16 protein-coding genes are annotated in these 13,723 nt (G+C 42.2%); 5 read left to right on the top strand and 11 right to left on the bottom strand.

What is annotated here, in order from left to right:
* Window positions 1-89: 89 nt before the first annotated feature.
* Entirely contained in the window at window positions 90-680 is a 591-nt protein-coding gene (locus tag ACFQZI_RS13715; protein WP_377143340.1) for a hypothetical protein, read from the bottom strand.
* A gap of 64 nt (window positions 681-744) precedes the next feature.
* On the opposite strand from ACFQZI_RS13715, the gene ACFQZI_RS13710 reads away from it, so the two are divergent.
* Both ACFQZI_RS13710 and ACFQZI_RS13705 read left to right on the top strand, forming a co-directional pair.
* Window positions 745-1,482 (top strand): M23 family metallopeptidase, encoded by a 738-nt coding sequence (locus ACFQZI_RS13710; RefSeq protein ID WP_377143338.1) that lies wholly within the window; start codon window positions 745-747, stop codon window positions 1,480-1,482.
* The gene (locus tag ACFQZI_RS13705; RefSeq protein ID WP_377143336.1) at window positions 1,479-2,237 is read left to right on the top strand and encodes a DUF4846 domain-containing protein; all 759 of its coding nucleotides are present in this window, start codon (window positions 1,479-1,481) and stop codon (window positions 2,235-2,237) included. The genes ACFQZI_RS13710 and ACFQZI_RS13705 overlap by 4 nt, the downstream gene beginning before the upstream one ends.
* 67 nt (window positions 2,238-2,304) lie before the next feature.
* On the opposite strand, the gene miaE is transcribed toward ACFQZI_RS13705, so the two are convergent.
* The 4 genes from miaE to ACFQZI_RS13685 form a co-directional block, all read right to left on the bottom strand.
* Entirely contained in the window at window positions 2,305-2,904 is a 600-nt protein-coding gene (miaE, locus tag ACFQZI_RS13700) for a tRNA-(ms[2]io[6]A)-hydroxylase (protein ID WP_377143334.1), read from the bottom strand.
* A 100-nt stretch (window positions 2,905-3,004) separates the two neighbouring features.
* Window positions 3,005-3,577, bottom strand: a complete 573-nt coding sequence (nadD, locus tag ACFQZI_RS13695) for a nicotinate (nicotinamide) nucleotide adenylyltransferase (RefSeq protein ID WP_377143332.1) — start codon at window positions 3,575-3,577, stop codon at window positions 3,005-3,007.
* Between the two features lie 82 nt (window positions 3,578-3,659).
* A complete protein-coding gene (gene gmk / locus ACFQZI_RS13690; RefSeq protein WP_377143330.1) occupies window positions 3,660-4,232 on the bottom strand; it encodes a guanylate kinase in 573 nt (190 codons plus the stop codon).
* 91 nt (window positions 4,233-4,323) lie between these two features.
* Window positions 4,324-5,199: a YicC/YloC family endoribonuclease gene (locus tag ACFQZI_RS13685; protein ID WP_377143328.1), complete on the bottom strand. Its 876-nt coding sequence runs from the start codon at window positions 5,197-5,199 to the stop codon at window positions 4,324-4,326.
* A 289-nt stretch (window positions 5,200-5,488) separates the two neighbouring features.
* On the opposite strand from ACFQZI_RS13685, the gene ACFQZI_RS13680 reads away from it, so the two are divergent.
* The gene (locus ACFQZI_RS13680; protein ID WP_377143326.1) at window positions 5,489-6,085 is read left to right on the top strand and encodes a hypothetical protein; all 597 of its coding nucleotides are present in this window, start codon (window positions 5,489-5,491) and stop codon (window positions 6,083-6,085) included.
* 80 nt (window positions 6,086-6,165) lie between these two features.
* On the opposite strand, the gene rnc is transcribed toward ACFQZI_RS13680, so the two are convergent.
* The 3 genes from rnc to ACFQZI_RS13665 are packed head-to-tail and all read right to left on the bottom strand — an operon-like array spanning window position 6,166 to window position 8,419.
* Window positions 6,166-6,891, bottom strand: coding sequence for a ribonuclease III (rnc, locus tag ACFQZI_RS13675; protein WP_377143324.1), 726 nt, complete (start codon window positions 6,889-6,891; stop codon window positions 6,166-6,168).
* A gap of 10 nt (window positions 6,892-6,901) precedes the next feature.
* Window positions 6,902-8,155 carry a beta-ketoacyl-ACP synthase II gene (gene fabF, locus ACFQZI_RS13670; RefSeq protein ID WP_377143322.1) on the bottom strand — a complete coding sequence of 418 codons (1,254 nt, stop codon included), beginning with the start codon at window positions 8,153-8,155 and terminating at the stop codon, window positions 6,902-6,904.
* Between the two features lie 24 nt (window positions 8,156-8,179).
* Window positions 8,180-8,419, bottom strand: coding sequence for an acyl carrier protein (locus ACFQZI_RS13665; protein ID WP_067058906.1), 240 nt, complete (start codon window positions 8,417-8,419; stop codon window positions 8,180-8,182).
* Window positions 8,420-8,928: 509 nt separating this feature from the next.
* On the opposite strand from ACFQZI_RS13665, the gene ACFQZI_RS13660 reads away from it, so the two are divergent.
* Window positions 8,929-9,348 carry an IPExxxVDY family protein gene (locus ACFQZI_RS13660; RefSeq protein WP_377143320.1) on the top strand — a complete coding sequence of 140 codons (420 nt, stop codon included), beginning with the start codon at window positions 8,929-8,931 and terminating at the stop codon, window positions 9,346-9,348.
* A 65-nt stretch (window positions 9,349-9,413) separates the two neighbouring features.
* Entirely contained in the window at window positions 9,414-10,850 is a 1,437-nt protein-coding gene (pyk, locus tag ACFQZI_RS13655; protein WP_377143319.1) for a pyruvate kinase, read from the top strand.
* Between the two features lie 158 nt (window positions 10,851-11,008).
* Here the strand turns inward: pyk and ACFQZI_RS13650 are convergent, their stop codons facing one another.
* The 3 genes from ACFQZI_RS13650 to ACFQZI_RS13640 all read right to left on the bottom strand — a co-directional run bounded on the left by ACFQZI_RS13650 (window position 11,009) and on the right by ACFQZI_RS13640 (window position 13,719).
* Window positions 11,009-11,539 carry a thioredoxin family protein gene (locus tag ACFQZI_RS13650; protein WP_377143317.1) on the bottom strand — a complete coding sequence of 177 codons (531 nt, stop codon included), beginning with the start codon at window positions 11,537-11,539 and terminating at the stop codon, window positions 11,009-11,011.
* Window positions 11,540-11,641: 102 nt separating this feature from the next.
* Window positions 11,642-11,899: a hypothetical protein gene (locus tag ACFQZI_RS13645; RefSeq protein ID WP_377143315.1), complete on the bottom strand. Its 258-nt coding sequence runs from the start codon at window positions 11,897-11,899 to the stop codon at window positions 11,642-11,644.
* Window positions 11,900-12,120: 221 nt separating this feature from the next.
* Window positions 12,121-13,719 carry an FAD-dependent oxidoreductase gene (locus tag ACFQZI_RS13640; protein ID WP_377143313.1) on the bottom strand — a complete coding sequence of 533 codons (1,599 nt, stop codon included), beginning with the start codon at window positions 13,717-13,719 and terminating at the stop codon, window positions 12,121-12,123.
* Window positions 13,720-13,723: the final 4 nt, after the last annotated feature.

Genomic DNA, 13,723 nt, shown 5'->3' with positions numbered 1-13,723 from the left:
AAGATTGCCGGCTTCTATATACCTGTCCGCTTTATTTCCGCACTGTCTTATACCCGCAAACGGACGGACGGCCTGACTGTTGACAGTTTTTATCGCGCAACCATTTCGGCTTCGTCAACATATATCTGGAAACGGGGAAACATATCCCCCCCTGCCTTTATCGATTTTATGCGGCCTATTACCCCGTAGAACTTGCCTTCATTATTTTTAAACTCATCCAACGGGAAACGTTTCTTAGGGATAATATACTCGAAGCTAAAAATTTGAGTAGCAGTTTTATTAGTTGCCGTTACCATCAAAGTATCGGTTTTATCGTTTACTAAAGTTATACTGTTAAATCCTTGCTTTGATGTTATTGGATGCGCGGCTAATAACACTTTATGGCCTATGTGAGGTGTTATCTTTTTTTGGGCTTGTTCTTTAGTTACCTTCCGCTCGTTCATCAATCCCGCTTCAGAGTATATGTACATGTATCTAAAAGCCGCAGCATCGTCGCTGTCTATTTCGGCAGCCGGGATCCTTTTCAAGATCTGAAGAGACAACGTGTTTGCATCACCCCATTGCTCGGCCGAAAGAAATCCTACCAGCTTATTCCACTCGGCATCTGTATATTTCGACTGCGACTTTACACTACTTACTATAAACAACAATACGATAAGTGTTATAAACAGCTTTTTCATGAGTGTAATATAACAAGGAAAAATTGCATTACGAGTTGCTTGTCACTAATTTTAGTCACCATTTATGAAGAAGCTGTTGTTGCTGTTTATCATCGTGTTATTTACTATCCCCGCTTTTGCGCAGGATGTAACATCTACCTGCAATAAGATAAACGAGTTAAATAACCGGGTACTAAATGGCACAGTTAAACGAACCGATGCCGCAAAGCAACTTAAAACAGCCCTGGCAGAACTGAAAGGTGCATTGTATCGCGCCTATTTTAACAGAAGCCAACTGGCTTCTGCAAATAAGCCCTGGACCTTCCCGCTTAAAGGCTATAAAAGCAACGCCATTGGCGGCACAAACGGCAATGGTTATAATGACAGAGGCTACAACTACCTCGATGGCAACAAGCACAGCGCCCATCCTGCACATGATATATTTATAAAAGACGTTAACCAGGATGGTATAGACGACCGAACGCTTAAACCTGTAGATGTTTTGGCCGTGGCTGATGGCATAGTGGTAGCCTGCGCAAATGAGTGGGAGCCTACAAGCGCCTTGCGCGGTGGTAAATTTATATGGGTGTATCATCCCTCATCTGGCATATTTAGCTATTACGCCCATAACCGCGATATATTTGTAAAGCCGGGCGATGAACTTAAAGCAGGGCAAAAAATTGCGGAGGTTGGCCGTACAGGGCTTAATGCTTATAAAAAACGTTCGCCTACACATTTACATTTTTCTGCATTTAAAATTACAAATGGCTTGCCCGTCCCTTTTGATCCCTACAAGCAACTGGTTAATTCAACAAAACGATGAAAAGCATCTTAGCATTTATATTATTTGCAGGGCTTACTGCATTTACCCCTATCGATAATGTGTATACACGTTTTAAACCTGCGGCGGGGTTTATGCGCATCAATGTATCACCGGGCAGCTTTGGCGCATATTTGCAAAGCCTGCCGCTTAAGCCCATGGGCACCCACACCAAAACCTACACTGGCAGCATTGCCCGTACAGACCCATATACAGCGGCCGTAGTAGATATGAGCATTGGCAGCCAGGATTTACAGCAATGTGCCGACGCTGTAATGCGGCTGCGTGCCGAGTACCTGTATCAGCAGAAAAACTATAATGCCATTACCTTTAATTTTACAAGCGGCTTTAAATGCGACTACACACATTATGCTAACGGTTATCGTTACGTTAACGGGCGTTGGGTACTCAAAGGCAAAAAAGATTACAGCTACCCAAACTTTTTAAGGTATATGAACCTCGTATTCTCTTATGCCGGTACGTTATCGCTCCAAAAAGAATTAAAGCCTGTTGCCAATCCTAACGATATCAAGGCAGGCGATGTATTTATTAAAGGTGGCTCGCCGGGCCATTGCTTTATAGTGATGGACGTAGCCGCTGATGCAGGGCATAAAAGACAGTTCCTGCTTGCGCAAAGTTTTTTGCCGGCCCAAAACATCCAGGTGCTGCAAAATGGCTCGCCCTGGTTTAGTTTGGATAAACCAGCGGATATCCCCTATGGCGAGTTAATAGATGCAAAGTATTTGAAAAGATTTTAAACAGGGTGTTTAATACAGGTTAATTAATCTGTATTGTACGTATTGGTAAGCGATGTTTTGTAACAAATTAGCCGTGTACGGTTTCACCCTTACCGTAATTTTGAATCACCCGGGCTTCGTAGGCCAGGAACTCCGCCCAGCGTGCATCTACATCGATGCCAGAGGCATGCTTGCGTGCAAGCCTTAAAAACATGGCGTAATGGGTAGCCTCACTAATCATCAGTTCGTGGTAAAAAACAGAAAGCTCTTCGTCGTTAATATTTTCTGACAGTACCTTAAAGCGCTCGCAGCTGCGGGCCTCTATCATGGCAGAAAGCAACAACCTGTCAACCAGTTGCTGTTCGCGGCTGCCGCCCACTATCATATACTTACGTAACTCGTTCACGTAATTATCGCGCCGTTCTTTACCCAGTATAAACCCTCGTTTCAGCAAAAGTTCATGAACCATTTTAAAATGCTCCATTTCTTCCTGCGCAAGGGCTATCATTTCCTGTACAATATCACTCAGGTTTGGATTTTGAATAATAAGGGTAATAGCATTGCTCGCCGCTTTTTGCTCGCAGTAGGCATGGTCTGTTAATAGTTCTTCAATATTGCTTTCAACAACGTTTTTTACCCAGAGGGGATCGGTGGGTAATTGAAGTTTAAGGATGGTTTTCTCGCTCACGGAAGCAAAGATAGGTGTTAACGCGGAAAGCAAAAAAACTAAAGCAGAAAGCTCGGGAGCAACCCGATATCTAAGACGCTTTTAGCTTTGTGCTTTCTGCCTATCTATAAAGGCTTTTATTTTCTATAAATTTTAAAACAGCATCAGGCACAAAATATTGTACATTCTTTTTCTCGGCTATAGATTTGCGGATAAATGTTGCCGAAAGTTCCATCTGCGGTGTCATAGTAATGGTTACAGCGGGGTGCGATGCAAGTTCGGCGTTTTCATAACCGGGGCGGGGGTAAACAAAAATTTTATAATCGCGTAATATCAATTTATAGTTTTTCCACTTGTGCAGGGTAACCAGGTTGTCTGATCCCATGATGAGGGCGAACTCGTGTTCGGGATACTTTTCCTTTAAATGAGCGAGTGTATCTATGGTATAAGAGGGCTGCGGTAATTTTAGTTCAACATCGCTTACGTCGATATTAGTTGCGTTGTCAGTAGCCAGCTTAGCCATTTCCAGGCGGTCGTAAGTATTTATCAGGTCACCGTATTTTTTGAGCGGATTTTGGGGAGATACAACCAGCCATACCTTATCAAGCGCGGTATAGTTAGCCATATAGTTGGCAATTATTAAATGGCCAATATGTATTGGATTAAACGAACCAAATAGTAAACCTATTTTCATCTTTGTTGATGGTTAATAGTTCATGGATCATATTTTAGCGACTATGCATATGAGGAAATGGCTATGATCTATGAACCATTATCTATGACTCAATAAACCCTGTCACTAATTCCTTTGCCTCTTTGCAAGCCGTTTCAAGATCGTAATTTTTAAGGATAATATCAAACTGCGGCGCATAGTCAAGCTCTTTTTCTGCTTTTGCGAAGCGTTCCTGCAGCTTTTCGTTACTATCGGTGCCACGGCCTGCCAGGCGTTCCTTTAAAACTTGCAGCGACGGCGGTTGTACAAATATAGCCAGGGCCTGCTCTTGGTACTTGCGTTTTAAGTGCATTCCTCCCTCTACATCAATATCAAAAATTACCGTTTTGCCTTTCGCCCAAATGCGTTCAATTTCGGTACGCAGTGTACCGTAAAAGGTACCTGTGTAAACCTCTTCAAACTCAACAAATTGCTTTTTAGCTATGCGGTGTGTAAACTCGGGCAGGCTAATGAAATAGTAATCCTTGCCATCAACTTCGTCGCCACGAGGTGCTCGGGTAGTGGCCGAAATAGAAAATTCCAATTCCGGCATTTCGCCAAGCAGATGATGCACAATTGTTGTTTTGCCTGCGCCCGACGGGGCCGAAAATATGACGAGTTTACCGTTTTGGCTCATTGTTTAATTGTTCATTCGTTCATTAGTTCAGTGGTGAAAAGTTTACCGGCCATTGCCAACAAATAAACTAATGAACCAGTGAACAAATGAACTATAATACGTTTAACAGTTGTTCTTTAATTTTTTCAAGCTCTTCTTTCATGCCTACAACCAGTTTTTGCATGCTGGCATCATTAGCTTTTGAGCCCAGTGTATTTATTTCGCGACCTATCTCCTGGGATATAAAACCAAGTTTTTTACCGTTGGCATCAGCGTTTTTCAACGTTTCAATAAAGTATTCGCAGTGTGCTTTTAGGCGGGTTTTTTCTTCGGTGATGTCAAGCTTATCTATGTAGTAGATCAATTCCTGCTCAAAGCGGTTCTTGTCGATACTTTCTGCACCTACGGCTTCGCTTAAAAATTGGTTAAGGCGCTCGCGGATAGCCGGAACGCGTTTGGGCTCTTCAACCTCAACAAGCTCCAGATTATTCAGGATAATGCCGATGCGCATTTTTACGTCGGCCTCCAAAACATTACCCTCATCGCTTCTGAATTTTTGGAAATTGGTCATGGCCTGCTGAAAGGTTTTTTCAACAAGTTTCCATTCATCTTCAGATACAGTATCTTCTTCGTACTTAACAACTTCTGGCAAACCAAGGGCAAGCTGCAGCAAATTACCACCTTGCTCGTTAAGTTCGTCGCTAACGCTTTTAAGCTGGTTGTAGTAATGTTTAAGCAGTTCGCGGTCAATGCCGGCTGCTTTAACATTTGATGTTACCTGCTCTACATTGATAGACAGATTAACCTTACCACGCTCAATTTGCTTACTGCAATCGTTACGTAGTTGAAACTCTTTTTCTGAGAAGATCTTTGGTAAGCGCAGTGAGAGTTCAAGAAATTTACTGTTCAGGGACTTGATCTCAACGGTATATTTTGTTTTGCCGGAGTCATAGCTGGCAATTCCATACCCTGTCATGGATTTTATCATGTGCAAAGATAATATTTTAGATAATAAATGTGAGATTGACGATGTACCTATTCACAAATCAACAAGTCTCTAATCTCCAATCTCAACTTTAACACTTTTTCACACTTTGGCGTATATACATTTCATAAGTTTGTTGCGTTTAATAAATATGCCCTTGAAGTTTTTAACAGCCTGTATTATAAATTTATTATGCTTTGCCTTTTTTGCTTCGGCGCAGCAGGTTATTATAAAAGGGGCAATTTATAAACGCATTTCATCCGAAAGGCTTAATGAAGTTTACATAACCAATATGAAAACCAACAAAGCCGTTTATTGCGATAACCTTGGCGGTTTTAGCATTGAAGCTGCCGTAGGCGACACCTTATTGTTTACCAAAAATGGTTACACCCCACAAAAACAGCAGGCAACAAGCTATGGTATGGTTGTTTATATGCAGCCTGCAATGCAGTTGAATGAGGTGCGCATACAAGGGCAAACAAAAAAGCAGGAACTAAGCGAGGTGATGAACATTTATCGTAGCAAGGGGTTGTATTTTGATGGCAAACCACCGGCTACCATATTCCTCCCAATTGGAGGTTCGCCGCTAACCGGTTTGAGAGAATTATTTAGTAAAGACGCCAAAAACTTACGGCGCTTTGCTGCATTTAGTAAACGCGAGGTTGAAGCTACAGAAGTTGACCGAAGGTATAACAAACCGTTGGTTATGCGCGCGACGGGTTTAACCGAAAGTGATAGTACTACTGTACGCAGATTCATGGAATATTACCGCCCTTCTTTCGAGGATCTTAAAACATGGGGCGACTACGATCTGATTAAAAAGATAAAAGCCCAGTACGAGTATTTTAAGAAAAACGGAGATAAAGGCGGATTGCAGAAGTTGTTTTAAATAGAGATGGTGAGTGGTTGATTGCGATGAATAATGAGTAGTGCTAAATCCGAAATCGAAAACCGCAATCTTAAATAAATTTATATCCCCAAGGCTGCACACGCTTTCTCAGCTGCCAGCTTCTCAGCGTTTTTCTTACTAAATTCTTTGCCCGATCCCATTATCTCGCCATCTACGCTGGCCTGTATAGTAAAAAGTTTGTTACTTTCGCCTTCCTGGTTCTCTATCACATCAAAGCTAATGTCTTTACCATGGCGTTGGCACCATTCAATAAGTTTACTCTTAAAGTTTGTTTCGGTTTGCTCCAGCGTGTGGATATCAATGTGCGCTTTAATAATGTGGTTCACCAAAAAGTTACGGGTAAAGTCGTACCCTTTATCCAGGTAAACGGCACCAATTAAAGCTTCAAAGGCATCGCCCAGTAGCGAACCTTGCCTGCCTGTATTTAATATTTTGGTATCAAACTCGATAAGCTTGTCAAAACCCAACTTACGAGCAAGCTGATTAAGGTTGTTTCGGCTTACAATTTTTGATCGCAGTTCGGTTAAAAAACCTTCATCTTCATAAGGGTATAGTTTAAAAAGAACCTCGGCAACTACGCTGCCTAATACGGCATCACCCAAGAACTCCAGGCGTTCGTTACTGTTTTTTACACCTTTACGGATGTTTTGCGCTACAGATTTATGGCGAAATGCCAACTTGTATAACGACAAATTGCCCGGCACAAAACCGAGCAAATTTTTTAAAACCTTAACATACTTTCTGTTTGGCGAAAGGTATAGCTTATAAAAGCGACTTAATGGCATCCAGGCTAAATTATTGCTGGTATTTTTTAAATATAACTGAAGCATTGTGGCCGCCAAAACCAAAGCCATTGCTTTGTGCAATGTTAACTACACGTTTTTGGGCGGTGTTGAATGTAAAGTTAATTTTAGGATCAAAAGCCGGGTCGTCAGTAAAATGGTTGATGGTTGGCGGTATAATATCGTGTTTCAACGCCAGGATAGAAGCAATCGCTTCAACAGCACCCGCAGCACCAAGTAAGTGGCCTGTCATTGATTTTGTTGAACTGATGTTGATATTATAAATATGGTCGCCAAAAGCATCGGTAATTGCTTTTACTTCTTGCGGGTCGCCAATTGGGGTTGATGTACCATGTACGTTTACATAGTCTACATCTGTAGGCTGTAACCCTGCATCTTCTAAAGCGGCTTTCATTACCAGCGATGCACCTAACCCTTCGGGGTGTGGGGCAGTCATGTGGTACGCATCGGCACTCATGCCACCGCCTACCATTTCGGCATAAATTTTAGCTCCGCGTTTAAGCGCGTGCTCTAATTCTTCCAAAATTATAGTTCCCGCTCCTTCGCCGGCCACAAAACCATCACGGTCCAGATCAAACGGGCGCGATGCGGTTGTAGGGTCGTCGTTACGGGTGCTCAGGGCATGCATAGCGTTAAAACCGCCAATGCCGGCTTCGTTAATAATAGCTTCAGACCCACCTGTAATAAACATATTTGCTTTACCCAGGCGCAGGTAATTAAAGGCATCAATAAGCGAGTTATTAGATGATGCACATGCGGAAACCGTAGTAAAGTTTGGCCCGCGTAAACCATATTTAATAGAGATATGGCCCGGTGCAATGTCGGCTATCATTTTAGGGATAAAAAACGGGTTAAACTTGGGTGTACCATCGCCTTTGGCAAAGTTTACAACCTCATCTAAAAATGTTTTTAAACCGCCAATGCCCGACCCCCAGATAACGCCTATACGGCTGGTATCCAGTTTTTCGAAATCTAATCCGGCATCTTTAACAGCCTCCTCTGTAGAGAACAGGGCGTATTGCACAAACGGGTCCAGCTTACGGGCCTCTTTACGGCCCAAAAAACCTTCCGCGTCAAAGCCCTTTACTTCGCAGGCAAATTTAGTTTTGAATTTTTCAACATCAAAACTCTTGATAAAGGCAGCGCCGCTTACCCCATTAATAAGGCTGTTCCAATATTCGGAAACAGTGTTACCAATCGGAGTAAGCGCTCCAAGCCCGGTTACTACAACTCTTTTAAACTCCATTGAACAGTTTTAGGGAGCTTTAAATTAAGCTTTAACGTTTTTTTCTAAGTAAGCAACAGCCTGGCCAACAGTACCGATAGTTTCAGCCTGGTCATCAGGGATTGCAACGTTAAATTCTTTTTCAAACTCCATGATCAATTCCACGGTGTCTAAAGAGTCAGCACCAAGATCGTTGGTGAAGCTTGCTTCTGGTGTAACTTCACTTTCGTCAACACCCAGTTTTTCCACGATAATTGCTTTTACTCTTGAAGCGATATCAGACATAGTCTTTATAGTTTAATGATTAATAAATTCAGTGCAAAGAAAAATAAATTATGTTAAATATCAAATCTAAAAACTTTGACAATATTGAGTGAACAATCAATTTAGGCAAAAGGTTTCAGCTTTGGCTTTTAACCGGCGTAAAAGTAATGATTTTGAGTAGAACTATTAAAGTTTAATATCTATTTCAGATTTATAGTAATAAAGTTACACTGGATAAATTTATCATATTGTTTATTAGGTGTTTAAGTGTATATTCTGAAAGGGTTGGATATGCTATATTTAATTAAAACGGATGCCATAGCTTACATATTAGCAATGTTTTTTCTTTTACAAGGCTTTTACCTGTTTACCGGATCATGAAAAATAAAGTTGTATTAATTATAACTTATACAACAAAAGTGTGCACACTATCGTACAAACAGCCGCAGCCTTTATTTCTTAATTGTATCAACAAAGTTTATGGTAAGTGCAGGGGTTTCGTATTTTTACGGCTTTAAAACAAAATGGTTTTGAACAGGAAAGTTTTAAGGTTTGAGATCGATCTGGATTTTGTGCTGATAGCGGTTACCACATCGCTAAAAGATTACCGCATTTGTTATCATATAAACAAATGTTTAAATTTTAATTTTACCCGGGTTGATGATTTGACGCTGGAGACCAATGTTAACGGCGCGCCTATGCTTTTCTCGTTGTATCATTTTAGCTGGGAAACTACCGAAACGGATTTCTATTTTATTGGAAATAAGGGAAGTGAGGGTTACCTGGTGCCCGAAATGCGCGAGGTCGATTACTTTATAATGATAAAAAATTATATAGATGACGACGACCTGGATAACGTACTTTCGTGCTTAAATAAGATCCCCGAAATTGTTGCGGCGGTAAAGATTGACCCGAAAAAAATAAAATCACGGGAAAATCTATTATTTTAGCGGAAATTTAGATGTGTAAATTATACACAATACTGTAACATATAGCCTGAATTTAACCTGAAAATATGAATTTTTACTATAATCGTACTAAGATTGTTGCCACAATGGGCCCGGCCTGTTCCAAAAAGGAAGTGTTATTATCAATGATACGCGCCGGTTTAAATGTGTGCCGATTGAATTTTTCGCACGGTAAACCCGAAGACCACAAAAAGTTTATTGACCTTATCCGCGAGATAAACGACGAGTATAAAACCAACGTAGGTATCCTTGCCGATCTGCAGGGTCCTAAGATCCGTATTGGTTTGGTTAAAGATGGCGGTATACACCTTATTAATGGTACCCGCATCAACATTACTACCAACGAGTGTATTGGAGATGATAACCAGATCTACATCACCTACGAAACGTTCCCGCAGGATGTGCAGGCCAACGAGATCATTTTATTGGATGATGGCAAACTGCAGTTAAAAGTTATTGAAACCAACCGTAAAGACACTGTTGTGTGTGAGGTTGTGCACGGCGGTATATTAACTTCACGTAAAGGTGTTAACCTGCCAAATACAAAAGTATCTATCCCAAGCTTAACGCCTGATGACCTGGAAAACCTTAAATACGCCCTGGAATGGGATGTTGATTGGGTTGGCCTTTCTTTTGTGCGCACCGGCCAGGATATTATTGATCTTAAACGCATCATCCGCGAGAGCGGTAAGGCCGCGCGTGTAATTGCCAAGGTTGAAAAACCTGAAGCTATTGCCAACATCGATGAAATTATTGCAGCTACCGATGGTGTGATGATTGCCCGTGGCGACCTTGGTGTTGAGTGCCCGCTTGAAGAAGTGCCTTTGCTGCAAAAAATGATAGCCCGCAAATGCCGCGACGCTTCAAAACCGGTTATTGTTGCTACGCAGATGCTTGAATCAATGATAACTACTCCACGCCCAACCCGTGCCGAGGTTAACGACGTAGCCAATTCGGTACTTGATGGTGCCGACGCGGTGATGCTTAGCGGCGAAACATCTGTTGGCGAGTTCCCGGTTATTGTTATCGAAACAATGGCTAAGATCGTTCGTAACGTGGAAGACCTGGGTTATCCGTTTAACGCTTCGAAAGTTGAAAACACTGACCCTGCTTCTGCAAATTACCTGAGCGACGCGCTTTGCGGCTCGGCAGTTTACCTGGCAGAGCATACCAACGCGAAGGGTATTGTGAGCATGACGGTTAGCGGCTATACTGCTTTTGAAATTTCGAGCTACCGCCCTAAAGCAGGTACTTACATTTTTACATCAAACAAGCAACTGTTAAACGCGCTAAGCCTTGTATGGGGTGTACGTGCGTTCTACTACGATAAAGCTGACAGCACGGATGAAACCATTGCTGATGTAAACAACATACTTAAAGCCGAACAATTACTTAGAGAAGGCGATGTGGTTATCAACACCGCTGCTGTTCCAATTTATAAGCAAGGTAAAACCAATATGCTTAAAGTAAGTGTTATTGAGTAGGTCGGATTTTTATATCTGAGGGGGAAAGTCCGAAGATTTAAAAAATATAAAAAGGGTTGAGCGGTTAGCTTAACCCTTTTTTGTTAACATCTCTTTGGATGAGAGGAGGCCAAGAAGAAAATAGGTTTACCTCACCTTAGAGATAGTTATAAGATACTCTACTTCGCCTTTGTCTCGTAACTTTTTGGATCAAGCGCCTTTGGCGACCAGTTCTCAAAAAACTCCATCACTTTAGCTTTACTGTGGCCCTTGCCTTCTTCCAAATAGCTTGAGTTTTGGGTGTGCAGGCGTGTGCCCTTACCATCCAGCACCACAAATACCGGGAAACCGAAGCGTTGGGGGTAACCAAGATCGGCCAGTACCTTTTCGTTCATGTTCTCTTTGCTGTAGTTTACATGCAACACCACGTAATTATAGTTCATGTATTTATTAAGTTCGGTATCTTGGGTTACCAGGTCGTTAAACCTAAGGCACCAGATGCACCAGTTACCGCCAATTTGCAACAGCACGTTTTTATGCAAGGCGTTTGCTTTTTTTACGGCCGCTGCTATATCTGCCTTAGCATCCGCAGCAGGGTTATACAGGTTAGGCGCTGCCTTTTTAACGGTATCTGCAGTCTTAGGCGTTTGTTGTGCATCCGCTGTAAAAGCAAATGCAACAAATGAGGCTATAAACAGTATTTTTTTCATGAGCGATGTTAATTTTTTAAATATAAACATAGTAGCACCAAGCTTACAAGTAATCATAAATATCGGCAAAAAAAGGTACTGTGTATGCAGAGCCTTGTTTATTTAATTAGTTTTAAGCGAGTTGTCTCTGTAAGCGGTGGTCTCTTTATCAGCATTGGTAGAGTGGTAGGGCGTATTGTTTGTGTTTGCGCCACCCTCCCGATTCTTTTTACGCAATAAGCGGCGCCTGCGTCGTTTTAAACGATAGCGCTCCGTCCAATGATCAAAGTTGCCCGTAATGGCCAAAATTGCGCCTATTACAAAAATCACCATTATAAATATAACGAAGAAGTGCAGCGCGTTTGAAAAAAAATGTCTCATAGTTAATTAAGTAGTTCGGGGCTTGATATGGCAATAGCCGTGCCCCCTACATTAAATTTGTGCCGAATTGCAATATAGCGCAGTATCCTTAGGTAATACATGTCGTACAATTTAAACTCCTGTAAAGTGCCTTTATTATATCGCTAAGCCACTTTTGTGTACCCAATAGTATAAAAAGTGTTTAATCTGCCGGCGGCCCGCATGAATGGTGCGGGTGCTTATTATATAAATCCTACTACATTATGCAGGTAGTTGTTCATCATTTCAATATCTACCAAGTCATTCATATACCCTATGTGCATATCGGGGCGTATAAGCAGGGCCTTGCGCATTCCGGGCTTTACCTCAAAAGCCTCGAATACATGCCAGTTGGTATTTGATGGCGGCAAATGGAAAAAATTAATGCTGCCCTTATAATCTTGTGTTATCCATTTGGCGAGGGTAAACAGGTAATCTTCCTTTATCTCACCAAGGGTAATTAGCGTGAAGCCTGGCTTGCTGCACCATGCGTGTATATCGGTTTCGGTCTTTCTCTTCTCGTCGAAAATTTTGAGGTATGGAAGGCGGTCGCCGGCCTTTATTTTAGTATCGCGGCTAAGCTGCAAATTAAGTTTGCTATCGCGGTAATTTATGCCCGTTTGTGAAATCCGTTCAAAAAAAACTGCCTTGGATCTTTCGCTACGCCATGCCCTGTTCAATAACTTTGGCAGTAGCCAGCTCTTAAATAAGTTGACAAACCAGTTACCAGACATGATGATGCTAAAGGCCCTGTCGGTAGTTTTTAGCAGCTCCTTAGCAACAGGCATACGCTCTATTGCATAACTGTTTAGAATATCGGGTTTTATTTGCTTGTTTATTACACCTGCTAACTTCCATGCGAGGTTGTAGGCATCCTGCAGGCCAGTGTTCATCCCCTGCCCCCCAACCGGCGAATGAATATGCGCAGCATCCCCAATTAAAAAACAGCGCTGCTCCCTAAATGCACCTGCCATACGATGGTGCAACCTGTAAGTAGTAAACCAGTTTAAATTACTTACCTGCAAGGTTCGGGAAGTGATATTATTGATATATGGCAAAACATTTTCAAGCAACAGCTCTCCTTTCCCTTCCATTTGAGGTTGTATATTACCAACAATGCGGAAATATCCTTCTTCGGGCATCGGGAAAAAACCCGCGAAGCCGTCTTTGGCAAAAAAGAGCTGAACATAGCTTTTTTCCAGATTTTTATTATCCAGCTTAACATCGGCCAGATAAAAATTATGCTGGTAGGTTTCTCCGTTAAAAGAGATCCCCAATTGTTTACGAATAGTGCTGCGGGCGCCATCGGCGCCTATAACCCAATCGCAGGTTAACTTATATTCATTTTCGCCGTTTTTTAGAGTTACCAATACCTGGTTGGTATGTTGCTGCAGACTGATAATGGTAGTGTCCCAATAAACCGGGCAGCAGGCTTTTGTAAGGTAATCAAGCAGGAGACGCTCGTTTTTGCTTTGCTGAAAAAGCTCCAGATACGGATACGCCGTTTGCCCATCGCCAATACCCGTTAAAGATAACGATGCCCGCGGCTTGCCATCCTGGTAAAAAGAAGCGCCGGCTACCTGGGTACCAGCTTTAAGCACCTCGTTAACAAGGCCCATTTGCCTATAAATTTCTAATGACCGCGCCTGCACAACTAATGCTTTTGATTGATTGGTTGGCCCTTGCTTTACATCAATAATAATGGGCTGCACACCATTTCGCAGTAATTGCGCGGCCATCATCAGGCCGGAGGGGCCTGCACCTACAATGAGCACACTGGTATGTTGCGGCAGGCTTATCATTTCA

The sequence above is a fragment of the Mucilaginibacter lutimaris genome (assembly GCF_042676625.1).
Classification (GTDB): domain Bacteria; phylum Bacteroidota; class Bacteroidia; order Sphingobacteriales; family Sphingobacteriaceae; genus Mucilaginibacter; species Mucilaginibacter lutimaris.
The sequence above is the reverse complement of the archived record's forward strand: the minus strand, read 5'-3'. Positions and strand labels throughout refer to the sequence as shown.